This is a genomic window from Pseudomonas oligotrophica, from assembly GCF_021726475.1.
Lineage (GTDB): Bacteria > Pseudomonadota > Gammaproteobacteria > Pseudomonadales > Pseudomonadaceae > Stutzerimonas > Stutzerimonas oligotrophica.
Map to the genome: position 1 here is coordinate 109,929 of NZ_JAKJRU010000007.1, position 21,435 is coordinate 131,363.

At 68.7% G+C, this 21,435-nt stretch carries 23 protein-coding genes; 20 read left to right on the forward strand and 3 right to left on the reverse strand.

The features are described 5' to 3' along the window. From L3N39_RS15565 to L3N39_RS15575, 3 genes are all read left to right on the forward strand, one after another. On the forward strand, positions 1-606 hold the full coding sequence (locus tag L3N39_RS15565; RefSeq protein ID WP_237258373.1) for an arylesterase: 606 nt from the start codon (positions 1-3) through the stop codon (positions 604-606). A gap of 78 nt (positions 607-684) precedes the next feature. Continuing rightward, the gene (locus L3N39_RS15570) at positions 685-966 is read left to right on the forward strand and encodes a hypothetical protein (RefSeq protein WP_237258374.1); all 282 of its coding nucleotides are present in this window, start codon (positions 685-687) and stop codon (positions 964-966) included. Positions 967-1,035: 69 nt separating this feature from the next. Beyond that, on the forward strand, positions 1,036-2,004 hold the full coding sequence (locus tag L3N39_RS15575) for a L,D-transpeptidase family protein (RefSeq protein ID WP_237258375.1): 969 nt from the start codon (positions 1,036-1,038) through the stop codon (positions 2,002-2,004). Positions 2,005-2,091: 87 nt separating this feature from the next. On the opposite strand, the gene L3N39_RS15580 is transcribed toward L3N39_RS15575, so the two are convergent. Next, the gene (locus L3N39_RS15580) at positions 2,092-2,346 is read right to left on the reverse strand and encodes an Lpp/OprI family alanine-zipper lipoprotein (RefSeq protein ID WP_003294452.1); all 255 of its coding nucleotides are present in this window, start codon (positions 2,344-2,346) and stop codon (positions 2,092-2,094) included. A 377-nt stretch (positions 2,347-2,723) separates the two neighbouring features. Here L3N39_RS15580 and L3N39_RS15585 point away from each other — a divergent pair, with 377 nt between their 5' ends. Beyond that, complete coding sequence (locus L3N39_RS15585) at positions 2,724-3,017, forward strand: GNAT family N-acetyltransferase (protein WP_237258376.1); 294 nt, start codon at positions 2,724-2,726, stop codon at positions 3,015-3,017. Positions 3,018-3,044: 27 nt separating this feature from the next. Here the strand turns inward: L3N39_RS15585 and L3N39_RS15590 are convergent, their stop codons facing one another. Beyond that, positions 3,045-4,127 carry a 3-deoxy-7-phosphoheptulonate synthase gene (locus tag L3N39_RS15590; RefSeq protein WP_237258377.1) on the reverse strand — a complete coding sequence of 361 codons (1,083 nt, stop codon included), beginning with the start codon at positions 4,125-4,127 and terminating at the stop codon, positions 3,045-3,047. A 485-nt stretch (positions 4,128-4,612) separates the two neighbouring features. On the opposite strand from L3N39_RS15590, the gene L3N39_RS15595 reads away from it, so the two are divergent. Beyond that, entirely contained in the window at positions 4,613-6,760 is a 2,148-nt protein-coding gene (locus L3N39_RS15595) for a dihydrolipoyl dehydrogenase family protein (protein WP_237258378.1), read from the forward strand. A 15-nt stretch (positions 6,761-6,775) separates the two neighbouring features. Here the strand turns inward: L3N39_RS15595 and L3N39_RS15600 are convergent, their stop codons facing one another. Further along, positions 6,776-8,515, reverse strand: coding sequence for an FAD-dependent oxidoreductase (locus L3N39_RS15600; RefSeq protein ID WP_237258379.1), 1,740 nt, complete (start codon positions 8,513-8,515; stop codon positions 6,776-6,778). A 493-nt stretch (positions 8,516-9,008) separates the two neighbouring features. On the opposite strand from L3N39_RS15600, the gene L3N39_RS15605 reads away from it, so the two are divergent. The 15 genes from L3N39_RS15605 to pcaC all read left to right on the forward strand — a co-directional run bounded on the left by L3N39_RS15605 (position 9,009) and on the right by pcaC (position 21,387). Continuing rightward, positions 9,009-9,191, forward strand: coding sequence for a hypothetical protein (locus tag L3N39_RS15605; protein WP_237258380.1), 183 nt, complete (start codon positions 9,009-9,011; stop codon positions 9,189-9,191). Beyond that, entirely contained in the window at positions 9,191-9,340 is a 150-nt protein-coding gene (locus tag L3N39_RS15610) for a hypothetical protein (RefSeq protein ID WP_237258381.1), read from the forward strand. The genes L3N39_RS15605 and L3N39_RS15610 overlap by 1 nt, the downstream gene beginning before the upstream one ends. Before the next feature lie 81 nt (positions 9,341-9,421). Then, positions 9,422-9,841 (forward strand): hypothetical protein, encoded by a 420-nt coding sequence (locus L3N39_RS15615; RefSeq protein ID WP_237258382.1) that lies wholly within the window; start codon positions 9,422-9,424, stop codon positions 9,839-9,841. Between the two features lie 102 nt (positions 9,842-9,943). Further along, on the forward strand, positions 9,944-10,855 hold the full coding sequence (pcaQ, locus tag L3N39_RS15620) for a pca operon transcription factor PcaQ (RefSeq protein ID WP_237258383.1): 912 nt from the start codon (positions 9,944-9,946) through the stop codon (positions 10,853-10,855). Positions 10,856-10,974: 119 nt separating this feature from the next. Continuing rightward, positions 10,975-11,694, forward strand: a complete 720-nt coding sequence (gene pcaH, locus L3N39_RS15625) for a protocatechuate 3,4-dioxygenase subunit beta (RefSeq protein ID WP_237258384.1) — start codon at positions 10,975-10,977, stop codon at positions 11,692-11,694. Between the two features lie 14 nt (positions 11,695-11,708). Then, positions 11,709-12,314, forward strand: coding sequence for a protocatechuate 3,4-dioxygenase subunit alpha (pcaG, locus tag L3N39_RS15630; RefSeq protein WP_237258385.1), 606 nt, complete (start codon positions 11,709-11,711; stop codon positions 12,312-12,314). Between the two features lie 13 nt (positions 12,315-12,327). Next, positions 12,328-13,398, forward strand: coding sequence for a cell division protein ZapE (gene zapE / locus L3N39_RS15635; RefSeq protein WP_431978038.1), 1,071 nt, complete (start codon positions 12,328-12,330; stop codon positions 13,396-13,398). Between the two features lie 10 nt (positions 13,399-13,408). Further along, positions 13,409-14,338, forward strand: a complete 930-nt coding sequence (locus tag L3N39_RS15640; protein WP_237258387.1) for an AEC family transporter — start codon at positions 13,409-13,411, stop codon at positions 14,336-14,338. 68 nt (positions 14,339-14,406) lie between these two features. Then, on the forward strand, positions 14,407-15,249 hold the full coding sequence (locus L3N39_RS15645) for an IclR family transcriptional regulator domain-containing protein (RefSeq protein WP_237258388.1): 843 nt from the start codon (positions 14,407-14,409) through the stop codon (positions 15,247-15,249). Positions 15,250-15,518: 269 nt separating this feature from the next. Further along, on the forward strand, positions 15,519-16,370 hold the full coding sequence (locus L3N39_RS15650; protein WP_237258389.1) for a CoA transferase subunit A: 852 nt from the start codon (positions 15,519-15,521) through the stop codon (positions 16,368-16,370). Then, positions 16,370-17,158 carry a CoA-transferase subunit beta gene (locus tag L3N39_RS15655; RefSeq protein WP_237258390.1) on the forward strand — a complete coding sequence of 263 codons (789 nt, stop codon included), beginning with the start codon at positions 16,370-16,372 and terminating at the stop codon, positions 17,156-17,158. Before L3N39_RS15650 ends, L3N39_RS15655 begins: the two co-directional genes overlap by 1 nt. Beyond that, positions 17,155-18,360, forward strand: coding sequence for a 3-oxoadipyl-CoA thiolase (pcaF, locus tag L3N39_RS15660; RefSeq protein WP_237258391.1), 1,206 nt, complete (start codon positions 17,155-17,157; stop codon positions 18,358-18,360). The genes L3N39_RS15655 and pcaF overlap by 4 nt, the downstream gene beginning before the upstream one ends. Before the next feature lie 200 nt (positions 18,361-18,560). Further along, entirely contained in the window at positions 18,561-19,931 is a 1,371-nt protein-coding gene (locus L3N39_RS15665) for a 3-carboxy-cis,cis-muconate cycloisomerase (RefSeq protein ID WP_284691951.1), read from the forward strand. An 8-nt stretch (positions 19,932-19,939) separates the two neighbouring features. Further along, complete coding sequence (gene pcaD, locus L3N39_RS15670) at positions 19,940-20,728, forward strand: 3-oxoadipate enol-lactonase (protein ID WP_237258392.1); 789 nt, start codon at positions 19,940-19,942, stop codon at positions 20,726-20,728. 260 nt (positions 20,729-20,988) lie between these two features. Further along, complete coding sequence (gene pcaC, locus L3N39_RS15675) at positions 20,989-21,387, forward strand: 4-carboxymuconolactone decarboxylase (RefSeq protein ID WP_237258393.1); 399 nt, start codon at positions 20,989-20,991, stop codon at positions 21,385-21,387. Positions 21,388-21,435 lie beyond the last annotated feature (48 nt).

Consider the following 21,435-nt stretch of genomic DNA (forward strand, 5'->3'; position numbering starts at 1 on the left):
ATGCGAATGTGGCTCAGGAGTGGCGTGCTGGCGCTCGTGTTCGGGGCTCAGAATGCCCTGGCCGGCACGGTGCTGGTGGTGGGCGATAGTATCAGCGCCGCTTTTGGCCTGGAAACCGAGCAGGGCTGGGTGCACATGCTGGGCGAGCGCCTGGCCCGGGGCCCCGGCGAGCACCAAGTGGTCAATGCATCGGTCAGCGGCGACACCAGTGCCGGCGGGCTTGCCAGGCTGGCGCCGCTGCTCGAGCAGCATCGCCCGGAGGTGGTGGTGATCGAGCTTGGCGGCAACGATGGCCTGCGCGGACAGGCGCCGGCGCAATTGCAACAGAATCTTGCCGCCATGGTGGACCGCTCGCGCGCGGCTGGTGCCGAGGTGCTGTTGCTGGGCATGCAGCTGCCGCCCAATTATGGGCCGCGTTATACCAGGGCGTTCGCCGAGGCCTTCGAGCGCGTGGCGGAGGAAAAGCAGGTGCCCCTGGTGCCCTTCTTTCTGGAGGGCGTTGGCGGGGTCGAGTCGATGATGCAGGCGGATGGCATCCACCCCTCCGCGCAGGCCCAGGCCCGGCTGCTGCAGAACGTCTGGCCGGTGCTCGAGCCACTGCTCTGAAAACCGGCTGCACGCCGCTCCAGCTCTTGCTTTGCGGCCCTGGCGCGGCTACTGTCGCGCCCTCGATTGGAGCCCCCCATGCCGCGCCCAGCCAGGACCCTTTATGCCTACCGCATCATCGTGCCGGACGAGCAGTTCGACCTGTTCGCCTGCCGCGAGAACCGGCTGCATATCGCCCTGCGCCAGCTGGAGCTCGATGGTCACGTCGATCGCACCCTCTGCGGCGGCTTGCTACCGGCCCAGCCGCGCTGGCATGACCTGCAGCGCGAGGTGCTCAAGGACCGGCGCCTGTGCCCGTCCTGCCGGGTGCAACTGGATGCGCGGCGCAAGGGCCTTCCGTCTGCCGGGCAGCTGTGGTAGCTCAAGGCGCCGATAGTTCAAGTACAATTCATCACCTGTTTCCCGTCCTCCATGCCAAGGGTCTTACGAATGTTCTCGCGCGCGTCCAAGGTCGCATTCCCTCTGTCACTCGCTGCACTGCTGATGGCCGCGCACAGCGCCGCGCTGGAGCTGCCCCTGCCGCCTGAGGGCGAGGACGTGGTTGGCGAGATCCGCGTGATCAAGGCCAAGTACGAGGACACCTTCGCCGCCTACGGCGAGACCTATGACCTGGGCTATGCGGAACTGGTGGCGGCCAACCCCGGCGTCGACCCGTGGCTGCCGGGCGAGGGCACCGATGTGATCCTGCCGACGCGCTTCATCCTGCCGCCGGGGCCGCGCGAGGGCGTGGTGATCAACATCGCCGAATATCGCCTCTACTATTACCCGCCGGGCAAGCAGGTGGTGCACACCTACCCGCTGGGCATCGGTCGCGAGGGCTGGGGCTCGCCGGTGGGCAATGCGCGGATCACCGCGATGACGCCGAATCCGGCCTGGTACCCGCCGCAGTCGATCCGCGAGGAGCACGCCGCCGACGGCGATCCGCTGCCGACGGTGGTGCCGCCGGGGCCGGACAATCCGCTCGGCCCGTTCAAGATGAGCCTGTCCCTGCCGGGTTACCTGATCCATGGTTCGAACAAGAAGTTCGGCATCGGCATGCGTGTCAGCCATGGTTGCTTCCGCATGCTCAACCACAACGTGCTGGAGCTGTCGCGGATGGTCGGGGTCGGTACGCCGGTCCGCATCGTCGACGAGCCGTACAAGTTCGGCGTGAGCGATGGCAAGGTCTACCTCGAGGCCCATGCGCCGCTGGACAGCGAGGAGAAGGGCATGACCGTGATGGACAAGCATGCCGTGGTCGTCAATACGCTGCTCAAGCGCGACGAGAAGGCCGGCAAGCTGAACCTGGACTGGGAGATCGTGCGTGATGTGGTGGCCGGCGAGGACGGCTTGCCGATCCAGATCGCCGAGCAGCACTCGACGACGGTGGCCAGCAGCGACGAGCCGCCGCTGTTCTGAGTCGCTCTGCCCGCCGCCTGCCGGGCCGATCCGCAGGCAATAAAAAAGCCGACCATCTGGTCGGCTTTTTCGTTTTCAGCCAGAGGCTTACTTGCGGCTGGCGCGTTCCAGCATGCGCAGGGCGCGCTCGTTGGCCTCGTCAGCGGTCTGCTGGGCCTTCTGAGCGGCGGCCAGGGCTTCGTCAGCCTTGCTGTACGCTTCGTCGGCACGAGCCTGGGCGCGGGCGGCAGCGTCTTCGGTCGCGGTCAGGCGAGCTTCGCTTTCTTTGGTCATGCTGTTGCTGCAACCGGTAGCCAGAACTGCGGCCAGAGCCAGAGCAGAGAATTTCAGAACGTTGTTCATCGTGTTCCCCTTATATGGAATCCATAAGCAACTTCCGTTATGGAAAGTTTGCGCGCACATACTACCTATAACTTTGGTTAAGTAAACTGAGCCAACCGTTCCGCCAGCGTTTTTTTTGCTGATGAACGGTCATCCTGTGTTCACCGCTCTAGCCCGGGATAAAAATGGCCTTGTGCAAGGTCGGATACGAATGGGCATTCGTCTTGAAGCGCCGCCGGGTTTGGCCGTGGCGCGTCCATTGGGCTGGCCGCACGCGATGGAACAGGGTAGAAAGATAGACCCTCTGCACGAAGCGGGAGGCCATCGGCGTCAAGGTCGGCGCCGGTGCTGAGTGCAACAATAAGAAAAACGGGTAGATCCCTCGCCGAGGAGTTCAAATGACCGACACACTCACCATTCGCCACGACCGCGACGGCCATCGCTTCGAAGCGGTCATCGATGGCCACCTCGCCTACCTTGCCTATGTCGATCTCGGCAAGCAGACGCTCGACATCTACCGCACCTTCGTCCCCGATGCGCTGCGCGGCCGCGGCATTGCCGCGGCGCTGACCCAGCGTGCGCTCGATTTCGCCGAGCAGGAGGGCTACAGCGTGATCCCGTCGTGTTCCTACGTGGAATGGTACATGGAGCGCCAGGCCCGCTCCGGCGACGAGGCGGCGGCAGTCGAATGAAAAACGCCGGGCAAGCCCGGCGTCTGGTCAGTTGTGCTCACGCTGCCGCTCGGGCAGCACGTTCCTGAGCTTGTTGTGCATCGAGAGCACGGCCTTCTCGGTGGTCTCCCAGTCGATGCAGGCGTCGGTGATCGACACCCCGTACTTGAGCTGCGAAAGATCCTTGGGGATCGACTGATTGCCCCAGCCCAGATGGCTCTCGACCATCAGCCCGACGATGGACTGGTTGCCCTCGAGGATCTGGTTGGCCACGTTGTCCATCACCAGCGGCTGCAGTGCCGGGTCCTTGTTCGAGTTGGCGTGGCTGCAGTCGATCATGATGTTCAGCGCGACCTTGGCCTTGTTCAGCTCCTGCTCGCACACCGCCACGCTCACCGAATCGTAGTTGGGCTTGCCGTTGCCGCCGCGCAGCACCACGTGGCCATAGTTGTTGCCCTTGGTGGTGACGATCGACACGCCGCCGGCCTGGTTGATACCGAGGAAACGGTGCGGGCTGGAAACCGACTGCAGGGCGTTGATGGCCACGGTCAGGCTGCCGTCGGTGCCGTTCTTGAAGCCCACGGCCGAGGACAGGCCGGAGGCCATTTCCCGGTGGGTCTGCGATTCGGTGGTGCGTGCGCCGATCGCCGACCAGCTGATCAGGTCCTGCAGGTACTGCGGGGAGATCGGGTCAAGCGCCTCGGTGGCCGTGGGCAGGCCCATCTCGGCGAGGTCCAGCAACAGCTTGCGACCGATGTGCAGGCCGTCCTGGATCTTGAACGAGTCGTCCATGTACGGGTCGTTGATCAGGCCCTTCCAGCCGACGGTGGTGCGCGGCTTCTCGAAATACACCCGCATGATCAGGAACAGGCTGTCCGAGACCTTCTCGGCCAGCTCCTTGAGCCGCCCGGCATATTCATGCGCGGCCTTGAGGTCGTGGATCGAGCAGGGGCCTACCACGAGGAACAGCCGGTGATCCTTGCCATCGAGGATGTCCCGAACCACCTGGCGCCCGTGAGCGACGGTCCGTGCCGCGGCGGCGGTCAACGGCAGTTCGTGCTTGAGCTGCTCGGGGGTGATCAGGGTTTCGTTGGAGGCAACGTTGAGGTCATCGATCGGTAGGTCAGCCATGTCTTACTCATCCGGGTCACAGGTGCTCTGCGCCAGCCATCCCGGTGCGGCGCAGCAGAGCGTCGAAGCTCAGCGGGACACGCACCTTAGCGCTATTGCGCGGCCCCGACAACGAGATTGATGGTCCGCCCGGCACCGCCAATGGTCGATGCGCCAAACGGCCGATCCGCGCGCAATCGCGCCGGATCGGGGCGCTGCCAAGGTGTCGGATCTCGGCACCCGCGGAAAGCCGATCCAGCTCGCCGGCCAGCGCCAGGACCCCGCCGAGGCCGGCCTCGGCCAGCTGTTCGGCCGAAGCCGCCTGGCCAGCGCCAGCGGGCTCCGTGCGACGTCGCAGGCCGACCACCTGCCGGAACGCTGCGCCTGGCCGGCGCTCAAACGCCAAAGCCGAACGAGAGCCCTTCGATGCCGCAGTGCCCATACCCCGCCATGTCGCTTCCTCCAATCCTCCAGCCTGATGGCTGCCTTGCTAAGGCGCACGCGGCATGACGGCTTCGCGACTGCTGCTGCTTGGCATCCTGGCCGCCGCGGTGGCGGCGTTCTTCATCCTCGATCTCGGCCAGTACCTCACCCTCGAGTCGATCAAGGCCAACAGCGGTGCCCTGCATGCGAAGGTGCAGGCCTACCCCTGGTGGAGCCGCAGCCTGTTCTTCATCGTCTATGCGCTGCTGACCGCGCTGTCGTTCCCCGGGACCGTCGTGCTGACGCTGCTGGCGGGCGCACTGTTCGGCCTGCTGGAGGGCACGCTGCTGGTCTCGCTGGCGTCGAACTTCGGCGCCGTGGCGGCGATGCTGATCAGCCGCTTCCTGCTGCGCGACTGGATACAGCGGCGCTTCGGCAAGCAGATCGCCGGCATCAACCGGGGCCTGGCGCGCGACGGGGCCTTCTACCTGGTTTCGCTGCGGCTGATCCCGATCGTGCCCTTCGTGCTGCTGAACCCGGCGCTGGGGCTGACGCGGGTCGGGCTCTGGACGTTCTGGTGGACGACCCAGCTGGGCATGCTGCCGGGCCATGCGATCTACGTGAATGCCGGCCGCCAGCTGGTCCGGATCGACTCGCTGTCGGGCATCCTCTCGCCGGGGATGATCACCACGCTGGTGCTGCTGGCGGTGTTCCCGCTGGTGGCGACGCGCCTGCTGACCTCCTACAAGGCGCGGCTGGCCTACCGCGGCTGGCGCCGGCCGAAGCATTTCGAGCGCAACCTGGTGGTCGTCGGCGGTGGCACCGGCGGGCTGGCCACGGCGCGCATCGCCGCCTCGCTGCGCGCCCGGGTCAGCCTGCTCGAGCGCGAACGCCTGGGCGGCGTGGCCATGCACGAAGGCGGCGTGCCGGCCCGGGCGCTGCGCCGCCAGGCGAATCGGCTGCATGGCCTGCGGAGCGATCCACGCGTCGCCAGCAGCCTGGATGTCGCGGGCGGTTTCAGCCAGGCCATGGACGACATGCAGCGCCTGACCCGGGCCGCGATGAAAAGCGCGTCCACCGAGCACTACGCGCGCCTGGGCGTGGAAGTGATCATGGCCGAAGGGCGCCTCAGCTCGCCGTGGACGGTCGAGGCGGGTGGGCGCAGCCTGAGCAGCCGGGCCATCGTCATCGCCACCGGCAGCCGGCCCTGCGTGCCGCCGATTGCCGGGCTCGAGGCCATCGAGCCGCTGACCTGCGACAACCTCTGGGACCTGCGCGAGCCGCCCGGACGCCTGCTGGTGCTCGGCGGCGGGGCCGGTGCCTGCGAGTTCGCCCAGAGCTTCCAGCGCCTGGGCTGCCAGGTGACCCTGGTCAGCGAGCGCGAGACCCTCCTCGAGCAGGAGGACCCCGAGGCAGCCGGGGTCGTACTGGCCGCGTTGCGTGCCGATGGCGTCGAGCTGCAGATGGGCCTGGCGCCGCTGCGCGTGGAGGTCGACGGTGACGAGTGCCTGCTGGTCTGCCGGCGTGGCGAGGAGGGCGAGCAGGCGCTGCCCTTCGATCGCCTGCTGCTGGCGCTGGGGCAGCACGCCGACATCCGCGGCCTGGGGCTGGACGAGCTGGGCTTGCGCTGCGGCGAGGATGGCAGCCTGGAGGTGGATGAATACCTGACCACGCGCTTTCCCAACATCTATGCGGTGGGCAGCGTCGCCGGGCCCTACGGTGCCCCGCACGTGGCCGAGCACCAGGCCTGGTATGCGGCGGTCAACGCGCTGTTCGGCGACTTCAAGCGCTTCGCGGTCAGCGAGCGAGTCATCCCGCGAGCCGTCTTCACCACGCCGGAGGTCGCCAGCGTCGGCCTCGGCGAGCCCGAGGCGCGTGCGCAGGGCACCGAGTTCGACGTGACCCGGGTGCCGCTCGGTGCGCTGTCCGGGGCGATTGCCGAGGAGGCGGGCGAAGGCTTCATCAAGGTGCTCACCGAGCGTGGCAAGGACCGCATCGTCGGCGTCAGCATCGTCGGCGAACAGGCCAGCGAGACCCTGGCCGGCTTTGTCGTGGCGATGAAGCACAAGATCGGCATGAACCGGCTGGCCGACACCGTGCACCTGGGCGCCACCCTGGGCGATGCCAGCCGCCTGCTGGCCGAGACCTGGCAGCGCCAGCACAGGCCGCTGCGCCTGCTGCGCTGGGCCGAGCGCCTGAACCGCTGGCGGCTGGGGCGCGCCGAGCAGTGAGGCACGGTGGCGAGATCAGGCGCTGCAGGCCGGTGCCGGTTCCGCATGTGGCACCCCGACGCCGGCGACATGGCGCCCGGCGATGTAGCCGAAGGTCATCGCCGGGCCGAGGTTGATCCCGCCTGACGGGTAGTGGCCGCCCATCACGCTGGCCATGTCGGTGCCTGCCGCATAGAGGCCGGCGATCGGCGCGTCGTGGGCATCGAGCACCTGGGCCTGGCCGTTGGTGCGCAGGCCGGCGAAGGTGCCGAAGCATCCGGGCTCGACCTTCACGGCGTAGAACGGCCCCTGTTCGATGGGCGCGACGCAGGGGTTCGGCCCTTCGTGCCAGGCCGCGCCCATCTTGCGGTTGTAGGGCGTCGAGCCGCGGCCGAAGGCCGGATCCTCGCCGTGGCGGGCATGGCGGTTGTAGTTGGCGACGGTGGCGGCCAGGCCGGCCGGGTCGATGCCGCAAGCCTGGGCCAGTGCTTCCAGGGTTCGTCCACGCTTGAGGTAGCCCGAACGCAGCACCGGGCCCAGCGGCACCGGGAACGGCCGGGCGAAGCCGAGGCCGTAGCGGCGCTGGCAGCGGTGGTCGCAGATCAGCCAGGAGGCCACCGGCTGGCCCTCGGGCACGGCCTTGAGCATGGCCTCGACGTAGTCGTAGTAGCCATCGGCCTCGTTGCAGAAGCGCTCGCCGCTGGCCAGCACGCCGATCACCCCCGGCTTGGCGCGGTCGATGATGTGTGGGAAGTGCCCGGTCACGCCTTTGCCCATCGGCAAGCGCGAGACCGGTGCCCAGGCGACCGGTGAGGCGAGGTCGGTCTCGAGCACGCCCCCGGCCGATTCGCCGAGCGAGATGCCGTCGCCGTTGCAGGCCGTGGGGGGCAGGGCCAGGTGCTCGTGGCCGGTCGGTGTGCGCGGGAACAGCGCCCGGCGCCTCTGGATATCGTGGGCAAAGCCGCCGGCAGCGAGGATCACCGCGCCGGCGCGTACCTGCAGTTCGCCCCCGGCCCGGTCGAGTACCGCGCCCTGCACGCGCCCGCCCTCGATCAGCAGGCGGCGTGCCGGCGACGATTCCAGCAGCTGCACGCCGAGGTCCTCGGCCGACTTGGCCAGCCGCGCCACCAGTGCCGCGCCGTTGACCAGTTGCAGGGCGCGACCATGGCGGGCCAGGTCGTACAGATGGCGGCCAAAGCGGCGCGCCACGTGCAGCGCGGATCGCGGCGAGCGGGTCATGGTGAGGAAGGCGGTCAGATCGGCGCCGGCCATGATCGGCATGCCGAGGAATGCGGTTTCCGCCATGGTTCGCCGCAGGCGGTGGATCAGCGGGCCGAGTTCACGGCCGTCGTAGGGTGCGGCGATCACCTGGTGGCCCTGGCTGCCGGCGCCGGGAGTGTCGCCGTGGATGTCGGGAATGCCGTTGCCGTCGACGAACTGCAGGCAGGTGTGCTGCTCGAAGAACGCCACCATCGGCCCGCAGTGATCGAGGAAGGCGTCGATACGCGCCGCGTCATAGCGCGTGCCCAGTTCGTGCTTGAGATAGGTGCGCGGCTGCTGCGGGTCTTCGTGGATGCCGGCGCGGCGCGCCAGTGGATTGCCTGGCACCCACATCCAGCCACCGGACCAGGCCGTGGCGCCGCCGAACACCGGCTCCTTTTCCGCCACGACCACCTGCTTGCCATGCCAGGCGGCGGTGACCGCGGCCGCCAGACCGGCCGCACCGGAGCCGATCACAAGGACATCGCATTCAAGGGGGCTGGGGCTGGCGGTCATGGCTGGGGTCCTTTTTGTTTTTCTGGAATTAAGTTCCAAATATACCCAGACGATGCCTTGCGGCCAAGCGTGCGATCGGCAGGATTTGCGCGCGGGGCTGGCTGTGGGAGGGCCGGTGGAAAGAATCTGGCGGTCGTTTTCGACGCTGCGTGTGGGTTCCGTAGGGTGGACAGCGGCGCGTACACGCGTCGTCGTCGGATCGACCCATCTACAGGCCCACGCAGAAGGGCAAGGCTAAGCGCCCGCCTGCCGGCACGCTTCTGGGAAATCCTTTGAGCGAGGTAGCGGTCTGTCCATGAGCGCTGCGCGGACCGTGCCGCGCTCGGGCGTGGCTGCGTTCGGGCGCTGCCGCCGGCCGGCCATCGGAAAGGAACTGATGGTCGATCACGGAACGAGACGAAGTGTTTGTGGTCAGATTCATCGCCCAGTTGCATCTGCTGACGGCTGGGTCGAATTCCGGGCCTGGGCCCGCGGAGAATCAAGGAGTATCTCGATGAAAATCTGGACGAAAGTGGTGATGCTCGGGGCCGTGCTCGCCCTGGCAGGTTGCAGTTTCAGTGCCCCGGGTGTGCACGCACGTATCGGTGACGACGACGCGGTGCGGGTCGACCTGGGCGGTCATGGGCACGGCGGTGGCTTCTGCCCGCCCGGCCATCGCATGAAGGGTAGTTGCTGATGACTGCCCGGATCGTGGTACTCGTTCTCGCAGCGCTGTTGATGTCTGGTTGTAGCCTGCGCCTGCCGGGGATCGGCATCGACATCGGCGACGTGGGCGGCGGCCCACCGCATTGCCCGCCCGGGCAGGCGAAGAAAGGCAACTGCTGACGCCTGCGTGGCGCGTCCGCTGCCGCCACGCCCGTACCAGCAAGGTCGCCTCGCCGGCGGCCTTGCGTCCAGGAGGCACGCATGTCCCGACTCCCGATACTTCTCGTTGCGCTGAGCCTGCTCGGTGGCTGCACGGTCTACGGCCACGGCGACCATGACTACCACCGGCCCTATTACTACGGAGGCTACGAGGGACACCGTCATTCGAGCTACCCGACGCGCTACTACTATTACGACCGCCCGGACTACCGCCGCCCCGCGCCAGTGGTGCGCTATTACGACGATCACCACGATCGCCGCTACCAGGACCGCCACGAGCAGCGCTACGAAGGCGACGACAAGCGCCACTACGACAACCGCCAGACGCAGCCGCCCAGGCAGTACAGCCGCGGCCCCGAGCACAAGGCGCAAGGTCACTCGGAACGCCAGCGCGCCCTGCACAAGGCGCGACCCCAGGGCAAGAGCCCCGACTACCAGCGCGGCTGGCAACGCCCCTACTGAGTTCAACCGACGACGCCCGGCACCCGCCGGGCGTTTTCGTTGGCGCCCCGAGGGCGGTGCAGCCGCTACAATCCGGGCAGCCATTGCCTGCCGGGGATCGGGGTGAACATCGACAACCGCATCAAGTACCGCCATCTGCTCTGCTTCCTCGAGATCGCCCGCCAGGGCAGCCTGGCGCGTGCCGCCGAGGGCCTGGCGGTGAGCCAGCCGGCGGTCTCCAAGACGCTCAAGGAGCTGGAGGACCTGCTCGGCACCGTGCTTTTCGAGCGCAGCAAGAGCGGCGCCAGCCTGACCGCCGCCGGCAGTGCCTTCCTGCGCTACGCCGGGCCCAGCGTGCAGGCGCTGCGCGAGGGTGTGCGCAGCCTGCGCGCCGGCGAGCACGAGGCCGGTATGGTGCGCCTGGGTGCGTTGTCCACGGTGGAAAGCTCGCTGCTGCCCGAGGTGGTGCGGCGCCTGCATGCGCAGCACGCCGCGCTGGTGGTGAGCGTGGCGACCGGCCCGGGCGCCTACCTGCTGGGCCAGCTGCGCGCCGGCGAGCTGGACCTGGTGGTCGGTCGCATGACCGACAGCCCGGAGATCGGCGGGCTGAGTTTCGAGCACCTGTACAGCGAGTCCATGACGCTGGTGGTGCACCCAGGCCATCCATTACTGGAAGAAGGGGCGCGTGAGCGCCTCGGCGAGTTCCCGCTGGTGCTGCCGCTGGCCGGCACGACCATTCGCCGGCATGTCGACAGCCTGTTCATCCAGTTGGGCATCAACCCGCCGCAACGGCGCCTGGAAACGCTTTCCATCGCCCTTAGCCGGCATTACGTGCTGTCCAGCGAGGCTGTCTGGGTGGCGCCACTGGACGCGGTGCGCCAGGATCTTGCCAGCGGTGCGCTGGCCGAACTGGACCTCGGCATCCAGGAGCCCGGTGGCTCGGTCGGTATCTGCAGCAACCCGTCGCTGGCGCCGACCCTGGGCATGCAGTGGTGCTGCGAGGCGCTGCGCGAGGTGGCGGCTGGCTATCGCTGAGCCATAACCGCTGGGTTATGGATGGCGCTGCTCTTTTCAGTTTTTCACTGCGGCAGGCTGACGCACACTGCGACCTGCCTGCGTTGCACGCGCTCATCCAAATTTACAAGGAGCCTGCCATGTCCGACCTGGACACCAGCCTGTTCGTCGCCCGGGACCGCAACTGGCACCCCAAAGCCCTGACCCCCGACTACAAGACCTCGCTCGCCCGCTCGCCGCGCCAGGCGCTGATCAGCATCCCGGCATCGATCTGCGAGACCACCGGCCCGGACTTCTCGCATCTGAAGTTCGGCGAGCACGACAACGACCTGCTGCTGAACTTCAACCACGGCGGCCTGCCGATCGGCGAGCGGATCATCGTTTCCGGGCGCGTCATGGACCAGTACGGCAAGCCGATCCCGAACACCCTGATGGAAATGTGGCAGGCCAACGCCGGCGGCCGCTACCGGCACAAGAACGACCGCTACGTGGCGCCGCTGGACCCGAACTTCGGCGGCGTCGGCCGCGCCCTGACCGACAGCCAGGGTAACTACATCTTCCGCACCATCAAGCCCGGGCCCTACCCGTGGCGCAACGGGCCGAACGACTGGCGGCCGTCGCACATCCATTTCTCCATCAGCGGCCCGTCGATCGCCACGCGGCTGATCACCCAGCTGTACTTCGAGGGCGATCCGCTGGTCCCGCTGTGCCCGATCGTCAAGACCCTCGCCAACCCCGAAGCGGTCCAGACGCTGATCGCCAGGCTGGACATGGGCAATGCCAACCCGATGGACTGCCTGGCCTATCGCTTCGACATCGTGCTGCGCGGCCAGCGCAAGACCCACTTCGAAAACCGCTGAGAAGGGAGACAGACATGCCCGTACAACTGCTGCCGGAAACCCCTTCGCAGACCGCCGGCCCCTACGTCCACATCGGCCTGGCGCTGGCCGCCGCCGGCAACCCGACCCGCGAGCAGGAAATCTGGAACCAGATGGCCCGGCCGGACGCCGCCGGCGAGCACATCATCCTGCTCGGCAACGTCTACGACGGCAGTGGCCACCTGGTGCGCGACGCCTTCCTCGAGTTCTGGCAGGCCGACAGCCAGGGCCAGTACCAGACCCGCTTCGACGTGGAGCAGCCATTCAACAGCTTCGGCCGCACCGCGACCACCTTCGACGCCGGCGAGTGGACGCTCAGCACGATCAAGCCCGGGGTGGTGCACAACCGCGCCGGCGTGCCGATGGCGCCGCACATCAACGTGTCGCTGTTCGCCCGCGGGATCAACATCCACCTGCAGACGCGCCTCTACTTCGAGGACGAAGCCGAGGCCAACGCCGCCGATCCGGTGCTCAACCTGATCGAGTGGAGCCACCGCCGCGAAACGCTGATGGCGCGCCGCTGCGAGGTCGATGGCAAGCTGGCCTATCGCTTCGACATCCACCTGCAGGGCGAGGCGGAAACGGTGTTCTTTGACTTCTGACCTGCCGCAAGGCCTGCCCGGGCAGCCCGGCGAATCCGCCGCCGGCCTGGTCGAGCGGCATTTCCAGCAACTGCTGGCGGCCCGTTGCTACCAGGCCGATGCGGCCCAGCAACAGGCCATCGGGCAGCTCGCGCGCTGGCTTGACGGCTGGTTGCGCGGTCGCGCCGGCTGGCTGCGCGCGCCGAAGGCCGGCGTCTACCTGTGGGGCGGCGTCGGGCGCGGCAAGAGCTTCGTGATGGACGCCTTCTTCGCCGCCGCACCGCTGGCGGCCAAGCGTCGCGTGCACTTCCACGCCTTCCTCCACGAGATCCAGCTGCGCCTGCAGCAGATCGGCGGCCAGGCCGACCCGCTGGCGACCGTCGCCGCCGAGATCGCCACGCAGACGCGCTTGCTGTGCTTCGACGAGTTCCACGTGCATGACATCGGCGATGCCATGCTGCTCGGGCGCCTGCTGCGGCATCTGGTGGACGCCGGGGTAGGGCTGGTCTGCACCTCCAACTACCCGCCGGCCGGACTCTGCCCGAACCCGCTGTACCGCGACCGCTTCCAGCCGGCGATCGCGCTGCTCGAGCGGCGCTTCGCCGTGCTCGGGCTCGAGGGCGGCGAGGACTATCGCCAGCGCGCCGGCTACTGCTGGGGCGATTGCGCGATGCTCGCCGAGGCCGCGCAAGGCGCCTGGGTGGCGCACCAGCTCGGCCTGGACGCCAGCGCCGAACGCGACGTGACGCTGCTGGTGAACCGCCGGCCGCTGGCGTTACTGGCCCGCCAGGCGCAGAACGCCTGGCTACACTTCGACGTGCTCTGCCGCGAGCCGCGCGCCAGCGCCGACTTCCTCTGGCTGGCCGAGGCGTTCCATGGCCTGGCGCTGTCCGGCGTGCCGCGCCTGGACGCCCAGCCGATCGACGTGCAGCAGCGCTTCCTCAACCTGATCGACATCCTCTACGACCAGGGCAACTACCTGCTGCTGGTCGGCGAGGCGCCGCCTGAGGCGCTGCTCAGAGACGGTGGCCACGTCGACTTCTCCCGTACCCGCAGCCGCCTGCAGCAATTGCGCCGCCTGCCGGGCGTTTCCCCGTCCTGCTGACGAGACCCGCATGCTCGCCATCCTCGCCATCACCGCGCCCATCTTCATCCTCATCGGCATCGGCTTCCTGGCTTGTCGCAGCCAGCTGGTCAGCCGCGAGCAGGCCGCCGGCATGGGCCGCTTCGTCATCACCTTCGCCTTGCCGGCGCTGGTGATCAAGGCACTGCTGGAGCGCCCGCTGGACGAGGTGCTCAACTGGAACTACCTGCTGGCCTTCGCCAGCGGCTCGCTGGCCAGCTTCGCCATCGGCTACCTGGTCGCGCGCCGTCTGCGCGGCGACAGCCTGAGCGGCAGCGCGTTGACCGGACTGGGCAGCGCCGTCTCCAACAGCGGTTTCGTCGGCTACCCGATCGTCGCCATGGTGGTCGGCCCGCCCGCCGGCGTGGCCCTGGCGCTGGGGATGATGGTCGAGAACCTGCTGATGATTCCGCTGGCGCTGACCCTCGCCGAACTCGGCCGGCAGCGCGAGGCCAGCGTCTGGCAGGCGCTGGGCGGGACGCTGGCGAGCCTGATGCGCCACCCGGTGCTGATCGCCATCAGCCTCGGGCTGGGCATGGCCCTGCTGGACGTGCGTCCGCCGCCGGTGCTGATGCGGGTGATCGAGATGCTGGCGCTGGCCTCGGCGCCGGTGGCGCTGTTCGTCATCGGCGCCAGCCTCAACGGCCTCAAGGTGGGCACGCTGTACGGCGACATGCTGCAGCTCTCGGCGAGCAAGCTGCTGCTGCATCCGCTGCTGGTGATGGGCGGTTTTTTGCTATTCCCGGTCGCCGACCCGCAACTGCGCCTGGCCGGGATACTGATGGCCTGTGCGCCGATGATGAGCATCTTCCCGATCCTCGGCGCGCGCTACGGCCTGGAAGGGCGCTGCGCCGCCGCGCTGGTCAGCGCCACGGTGCTGTCGTTCCTCAGCATCAGCCTGTTTCTCTGGCTGTTGCACTGAAGGCGCCTGGCGATTATCGAGCAATGTGTCGATAATCGCCCTTGTCTCCCGCATTCGGAATCGCCGCCATGACCGATGAACTGCGCGCCCCCTCCACGCCGATGGCGCCGCCCATCGTCGCCTCGCCGGCCAAGCGCATCGAGGCGCTGACCGGCGATCCCAACTTCATGACCTCCCTGGCCCGCGGCCTGGCGGTGATCCATGCCTTCCAGGAGCGCAAGCGCCACCTGACCATCGCGCAGATCAGCCACCGCACCGAGATCCCGCGGGCGGCGGTGCGCCGCTGCCTGCACACGCTGATGAAGCTCGGCTACGTGACCACCGACGGGCGCACCTACTCGCTGCTGCCCAAGGTGCTGACCCTGGGCCATGCCTACCTGTCCTCGACGCCGCTGGCGATGACCGCGCAACCGATCCTCGATCGCCTCAGCGAGCAACTCCACGAGGCCTGCTCCATGGCTACCTTGGAAGGCGACGAAGTGCTCTACGTGGCGCGCTCGGCCACGCCGCAGCGGCTCATCTCGGTGGATCTCGCGGTCGGCAGCCGGCTGCCGGCCTACTGCACCTCGATGGGCCGCATCCTGCTGGCCGCGCTGGATGACGCCGCGCTGGACGAATACCTCGACCGCGCCGACCTGCAGATCAAGACCAGCCGCACCCTGCACACCCCCGAGGCGCTGCGCGAGAACATCGCGGAAATCCGCCGCCAGGGCTGGGTCATCGTCGACCAGGAGCTGGAAGTCGGCCTGCGCTCGCTGGCGGTGCCGCTCAAGGACTCCGCCGGCCAGGTGCTCGCCGCGCTGAACGTCGGCACCCATGCCGGCCGGGTGTCGCGCCAGGAGCTGGAGACGCGCTTCCTGCCGGTGCTGCTGGAGGCCAGCCGCGAGCTGAGCACCCGGCTGTTCCACTGAGCCGTCACGCCCCGGCGCCGGGCTGGCCGCGGCGGAAGGCGCTGGACGAGCTGCCGTGCAGGCGGCGGAAGAAGCCGGTGAAGTAGGCGGGCTCGCCATCGACTGACCATCCCGGCCGGCCGCGGTGGGTGCCGCCTGCGGTCGGTTGGGCGAGGCTTCTTTGTTCGATTACCGAACCGAATGTCGATTATCGGATTGTTCCGCGACCGTGTGCTGGTTAACGTCTGCTCCACGCTACAGCGTATCGATCACCACACGAGATTCGACCCATGGCTGAACTCCTCACGCTCCGCGAAGCCGTCGAGCGCTTCATCCAGAATGGCGACACCGTCGCGCTGGAAGGTTTTACCCACCTGATCCCCACTGCCGCGGCCCACGAGATCGTGCGCCAGAACAAGCAGGAGCTGACCCTGGTGCGCATGACGCCGGACCTGGTCTACGACCTGCTGATCGGCGCCGGCTGCGTGAAGAAGCTGATCTTCTCCTGGGGCGGCAATCCCGGCGTCGGCTCGCTGCACCGCCTGCGCGATGCGGTGGAGAAGCAGTGGCCGCAGCCGCTGGAGATCGAGGAGCACAGCCACGCCGACCTCGCCAACGCCTACGTCGCCGGTGCCTCGGGCCTGCCGTTCGCCGTGCTGCGTGCCTACGCCGGTTCCGACCTGCCGAAGGTCAACCCGGTGATCAAGTCGGTTACCTGTCCGTTCACCGGTGAAGTGCTGGCCGCCGTGCCGAGCGTGCGCCCGGACGTCACCGTGATCCACGCGCAGAAGGCCGACCGCAAGGGCAACGTGCTGATCCAGGGCATCCTCGGCGTGCAGAAGGAGGCCGCCCTGGCCGCCAAGCGCTGCATCGTCACCGTCGAGGAAATCGTCGACGACCTCAACGCGCCGATGAACGCCTGCGTGCTGCCGACCTGGGCGCTGACCGCCGTTTGCCTGGTGCCGGGCGGGGCGCACCCGTCCTATGCCCACGGTTACTACGAGCGCGACAACCGCTTCTACCAGGCCTGGGACCCGATCGCCCGCGATCGTGCGGCGTTCACCAGCTGGATCGATACCTACATCCGCGGCACGGCCGATTTCGCCGAGTTCAAGCAAAAGCTCGCAGGGGAGGCCAACTGATGAGCGCTCACGACTACAGCACCAATGAAATGATGACCGTCGCCGCCGCCCGCCGCCTGGGCAATGGCAGCGTCTGCTTCGTCGGCATCGGCCTGCCGTCCAAGGCCGCCAACCTGGCGCGCCTGACCCATGCGCCGGAAGTCGTGCTGATCTACGAATCCGGCCCGATCGGCGCCAAGCCGAGCGTGCTGCCGCTGTCGATCGGCGACGGCGAGCTGGCCGAGACCGCCGACACCGTGGTGCCCACCGGCGAGATCTTCCGCTACTGGCTGCAGGGCGGGCGCATCGACGTCGGCTTCCTCGGTGCGGCGCAGGTGGACAAGTACGGCAACATCAATACCACGGTGATCGGCGACTACCACCAGCCCAAGGTGCGCCTGCCGGGCGCGGGTGGCGCGCCGGAGATCGCCGGCAGCGCCAAGGAGGTGCTGATCATCCTCAAGCAGTCGCATCGCACCTTCGTCGACAAGCTGGCCTTCATCACCTCGGTCGGCTTCGGCGAGGGCGGTGAGCACCGCAAGCAGCTCGGCCTACCGGGCAAGGGCCCGGTGGCGATCATCACCGACCTGTGCATCATGGAGCCCGAAGCCGGTACCCACGAGTTCGTCGTCACCGCGCTGCACCCGGGCGTGACCCGCGAGCAGGTGATCGAGAACACCGGCTGGGCGATCCGCTTCGCCGATGAGGTCGCCACCACCGAGGCGCCGCGTGTCGAGGAGCTGGTCGCGCTGCGTGCTCTGGAAGCGCGCACTGCGGCCGCCCACGGCCAGGCTGGGGGTGACGAATGAGCCGCGACGTCTTCATCTGCGACGCCGTGCGTACACCCATCGGCCGCTTCGGCGGCGCGCTGGCGATGGTGCGCGCCGACGACCTGGCGGCGATCCCGCTCAAGGCGCTGCTCGAGCGCAACCCCGGGCTCGACCCGGCGGCGATCGACGAGGTGTTCATGGGCTGCGCCAACCAGGCCGGCGAGGACAACCGCAACGTCGCGCGCATGGCCGCGCTGCTCGCCGGGCTGCCGGAGACGGTGCCGGGCGTGACGCTCAACCGCCTGTGCGCCTCGGGCATGGACGCGGTGGGCACCGCCTTCCGCGCCATCGCGGCAGGCGAGCTGGAACTGGCCATCGCCGGCGGCGTGGAATCCATGTCCCGCGCGCCCTACGTGATGGGCAAGGCCGACACGGCGTTCGGCCGCAGCCAGAAGATCGAGGACACCACCATTGGCTGGCGCTTCATCAACCCGCTGATGAAGGCGCAGTACGGTGTCGATGCCATGCCGCAGACCGCCGACAACGTCGCCGACGACTGGCGCGTCAACCGCGCCGACCAGGACGCTTTCGCCCTGCGCAGCCAGCAGCGCACCGCGGCGGCCCAGCAGGCCGGCTTCTTCGCCGAGGAGATCGTCCCGGTGGTGATCAAGGGCCGCAAGGGCGAGACCGTGGTCGACACCGACGAGCATCCGCGCGCCGACACCACGGCCGAGGCCCTGGCCAGGCTCAAGCCGGTCAATGGCGAAGGCAAGACCGTCACCGCCGGCAACGCCTCGGGCGTCAACGACGGCGCGGCGGCGATGATCCTCGCCAGCGCCGAGGCGGTGCAGAAATACGGCTTGAAGCCGCGCGCCAAGGTGCTCGGCATGGCCAGCGCCGGCGTCGCGCCGCGGGTGATGGGCATCGGCCCGGTGCCGGCGGTGAAGAAGCTTTGCGAGCGCCTGGGCAAGGCGGTGGACGAGTTTGACGTGATCGAGCTCAACGAGGCGTTCGCCGCCCAGGGCCTGGCGGTGACCCGCGAACTCGGCCTGGCCGACGACGATGCCCGCGTGAACCCCAACGGTGGCGCCATCGCCCTCGGCCACCCGCTGGGCATGAGCGGTGCGCGCCTGGTACTGACCGCGGTGCACCAGCTGGAGAAGTCCGGCGGCAAGCTCGGCCTGGCGACCATGTGCGTCGGCGTAGGCCAGGGCCTGGCGCTGGCCGTCGAGCGCGTGTAAGCGGAACAGGGACGTGACGTAGCGTGGAAGATTCGCGCAGCGATCTTCCACCACGCCCCCGCCAAGGGTGGGAAATGCCTTCGGCAGTTTCCCACCCTACGGCAGCTACGCGTGATCGACCGTAGGGTGCGCCGCGCGCACCACGCGTCAGGCGGCTGGACCGCGCTGCCTGGCGCTGCCAACCTTGGTCTTCCCATCGCCTGCAGGATGACTTCGTCTTGAGCAACCAACTGTTCGATGCCTACTTCACCAGTGCGCCGATGCGTGCGGTGTTCTGCGACCGCGGCCGCTTGCAGGGCCTGCTCGACTTCGAGGCCGCGCTGGCGCGCGCCGAGGCGGCGGTCGGGGTGATCTCGCCGGCGGCCGTGGCGCCCATCGTCGAGGCCTGCCGCGCCGAGCGCTACGACGTGCCGGCACTGGCCGCGGCCATCGCCAGCGCCGGAAACTCGGCGATCCCGCTGGTCAAGGCGCTGGGCCGCGAGGTGGCGGCCAGCGATGCCGATGCCGAGAAATACCTGCACTTGGGCGCCACCAGCCAGGACGCCATGGACACCGGCCTGGTCCTGCAACTGCGCGCCGCACTGGCGCTGCTGCGCGCCGACCTGGCACGCCTGGCCGGCGCCCTGGCGGTGCAGGCCGAGCGCCATGCCGAGCTGCCGATGAGCGGCCGCACCTGGTTGCAGCACGCTACGCCGGTGACTCTGGGGATGAAGATCGCCAGCTGGCTGGGCGCAATCACCCGCCATCGCCAGCGCCTGGCCGAACTCGAGCCGCGCCTGTTGTGCCTGCAGTTCGGCGGGGCCTCCGGCTCGCTGGCGGCGCTCGGCGAACAGGCCTGGCCGGTCAGCCAGGCGCTGGCCGCCGAACTCGGGCTGAACCTGCCCGAACAACCCTGGCATACCCAGCGCGACCGCCTGGCGGAGCTGGCCGGCGTGCTCGGGCTGATCGCCGGCAGCCTCGGCAAGCTGGGCCGCGACCTGTCGCTGCTGATGCAGACCGACGTCGGCGAAGTCTTCGAACCCGCGGCGCCGGGCAAGGGCGGCTCCTCGACCATGCCGCACAAGCGCAACCCGGTGGGCAGCGCGGTGCTGATCGCCGCCGCCACCCGCGCGCCGGGGCTGGTCGCCACCATGCTCGCGGCCATGCCGCAGGAGCACGAGCGCAGCCTCGGCCTCTGGCATGCCGAATGGGAAACCCTGCCGGAGCTCTGCTGCCTGGTCTCCGGCGCACTGGCACAGGCGCTGATCGCCGTCCCCGGGCTGGAGATCGACGCCGAGCGCATGCGCGGCAACCTGGAACGCACCCGCGGCCTGGTGATGGCCGAGGCGGTGAGCATTGCCCTGGCCCAGCGGGTCGGGCGGGAAAAGGCCCATCACCTGGTCGAGCGCTGCTGCCGCGAAGCAGTGGCCGAGGGTCGCCACCTGCGCGGCGTACTCGGCGAGACGCCCGAGGTGTGCGCCGAACTGAACGACGCCGAGCTGGATCGCCTGCTCGATCCGGCCTGTTACCTGGGCCAGGCACGCCGCTGGGTCGAGCGTACGCTGGCCGAACACCATGCCCTGAACGAGTGAGAACGACGATGCCGACCGTACAACTGGCCGACGCCACCCTGAACTACCGCTTCGACGGTCCCGACAACGCGCCGGTGCTGGTGCTTTCCAATTCCCTGGGCACCGACCTGCACATGTGGGACGCGCAGATCCCGGCCTTCGCCGAGCATTTCCGCGTGCTGCGCTACGACACCCGCGGCCATGGCGCCTCCAGCGTCACCCCCGGGCCCTACAGCATCGAGCAGCTGGGCCATGACGTGCTCGGCATGCTCGACGCCTTCGGTATCGAGCGCTTCGCCTTCTGCGGCCTGTCCATGGGCGGGCTGATCGGCCAGTGGCTGGGCATCCATGCCGGCGACCGCCTCGAGCGCCTGGTGCTGTGCAACACCGGCGCCAAGATCGGCACCGACGAGGTCTGGAACAGCCGCATCGACAGCGTGCTGGCCGGCCGCGAGCAGGCCATGCGCGACATGCGCGATGCGTCCATCGCGCGCTGGTTCACCCCCGGCTTCGCCCAGGCCAACCCGGCGGTGGCGGCGCGCATCACCGAGATGATCGCCAGCACCTCTCCGGACGGCTACGCGGCCAACTGCGCGGCGGTGCGCGATGCCGATTTGCGCGAGCAACTGGGCGCGATCAAGGCGCCGACCCTGGTGGTCTGCGGCGCGCAGGACCCGGTCACGACCGTCGAGCACGGCCAGTTCATGCAGCAGCGCATCGCCGGCGCCGAGCGTGTGGATTTCGAGGCCGCGCACCTGTCCAATGTCGAGGCGGGCGAGGCCTTCACCCGGGCTGTGCTGGATTTTCTCCGCGGCTGAGCGGGCGTAGGGTGGGCGACGGCGCAGCCTTGCCCAGCGTGGCCCGTGGCGGACAAGCGCTTCGCGCGTTGTCCACCCTACGCTAAGCCAATCCCGCGTGAGCGGGCGGGCGCCGCAGCCGGGCACCCACCCGATTCATCAGGGGCCGCCAGGGAGCAGGGTGGGCTTGAGCCCACCAAAGCCTCGGAACATCACCCCATATCCTTTACCCGGCAGGCCGGCGCCAGGCGCTGGTCCGCCCTGACAGGAGACGCCCCGCAATGGACGAGAAGCAACGCTACGAAGCCGGCATGCAGGTACGCCGCGCGGTGCTGGGCGATGCCCATGTCGACCGCAGCCTGCAGAACATCAGCGAGTTCAACGCCGAGTTCCAGGAGATGATCACCCGCCATGCCTGGGGGGATATCTGGACGCGCCCGGGGCTGTCGCGGCACACCCGCAGCCTGATCACCATCGCCATGCTGATCGGCATGAACCGCGAGGGCGAGTTGAAGCTGCACCTGCGCGCGGCGCGCAACAACGGCGTGAGCCGCGACGAGATCAAGGAAGTGCTGCTGCAGAGCGCCATCTACTGCGGCATCCCGGCGGCCAACGCGAGCTTCCACCTGGCCGAGGAGGTCTATGCCGAGCTGGGCGTCGAGTCCCTTGGCGAGCCCTGACCGGCCGCTGCGCCAGCCGGCCTGTCGCCCCGTACCGCCTTGCGGGTG

Bases quoted from the DNA above. Each gene is read 5' to 3' on its own strand.
- pcaC (WP_237258393.1), top strand. From the start codon at position 20,989: ATGGACGAGAAGCAACGCTACGAAGCCGGCATGCAGGTACGCCGCGCG.
- pcaG (WP_237258385.1), top strand. From the start codon at position 11,709: ATGCCCGTACAACTGCTGCCGGAAACCCCTTCGCAGACCGCCGGCCCC.
- L3N39_RS15580 (WP_003294452.1), bottom strand. From the start codon at position 2,346: ATGAACAACGTTCTGAAATTCTCTGCTCTGGCTCTGGCCGCAGTTCTG.
- L3N39_RS15590 (WP_237258377.1), bottom strand. From the start codon at position 4,127: ATGGCTGACCTACCGATCGATGACCTCAACGTTGCCTCCAACGAAACC.
- L3N39_RS15640 (WP_237258387.1), top strand. From the start codon at position 13,409: ATGCTCGCCATCCTCGCCATCACCGCGCCCATCTTCATCCTCATCGGC.
- L3N39_RS15650 (WP_237258389.1), top strand. From the start codon at position 15,519: ATGGCTGAACTCCTCACGCTCCGCGAAGCCGTCGAGCGCTTCATCCAG.
- L3N39_RS15605 (WP_237258380.1), top strand. From the start codon at position 9,009: ATGAAAATCTGGACGAAAGTGGTGATGCTCGGGGCCGTGCTCGCCCTG.
- L3N39_RS15565 (WP_237258373.1), top strand. From the start codon at position 1: ATGCGAATGTGGCTCAGGAGTGGCGTGCTGGCGCTCGTGTTCGGGGCT.
- L3N39_RS15600 (WP_237258379.1), bottom strand. From the start codon at position 8,515: ATGACCGCCAGCCCCAGCCCCCTTGAATGCGATGTCCTTGTGATCGGC.
- pcaD (WP_237258392.1), top strand. From the start codon at position 19,940: ATGCCGACCGTACAACTGGCCGACGCCACCCTGAACTACCGCTTCGAC.
- L3N39_RS15595 (WP_237258378.1), top strand. From the start codon at position 4,613: ATGACGGCTTCGCGACTGCTGCTGCTTGGCATCCTGGCCGCCGCGGTG.
- L3N39_RS15570 (WP_237258374.1), top strand. From the start codon at position 685: ATGCCGCGCCCAGCCAGGACCCTTTATGCCTACCGCATCATCGTGCCG.
- pcaH (WP_237258384.1), top strand. From the start codon at position 10,975: ATGTCCGACCTGGACACCAGCCTGTTCGTCGCCCGGGACCGCAACTGG.
- L3N39_RS15585 (WP_237258376.1), top strand. From the start codon at position 2,724: ATGACCGACACACTCACCATTCGCCACGACCGCGACGGCCATCGCTTC.
- L3N39_RS15645 (WP_237258388.1), top strand. From the start codon at position 14,407: ATGACCGATGAACTGCGCGCCCCCTCCACGCCGATGGCGCCGCCCATC.
- L3N39_RS15655 (WP_237258390.1), top strand. From the start codon at position 16,370: ATGAGCGCTCACGACTACAGCACCAATGAAATGATGACCGTCGCCGCC.
- L3N39_RS15610 (WP_237258381.1), top strand. From the start codon at position 9,191: ATGACTGCCCGGATCGTGGTACTCGTTCTCGCAGCGCTGTTGATGTCT.
- pcaF (WP_237258391.1), top strand. From the start codon at position 17,155: ATGAGCCGCGACGTCTTCATCTGCGACGCCGTGCGTACACCCATCGGC.
- L3N39_RS15575 (WP_237258375.1), top strand. From the start codon at position 1,036: ATGTTCTCGCGCGCGTCCAAGGTCGCATTCCCTCTGTCACTCGCTGCA.
- L3N39_RS15615 (WP_237258382.1), top strand. From the start codon at position 9,422: ATGTCCCGACTCCCGATACTTCTCGTTGCGCTGAGCCTGCTCGGTGGC.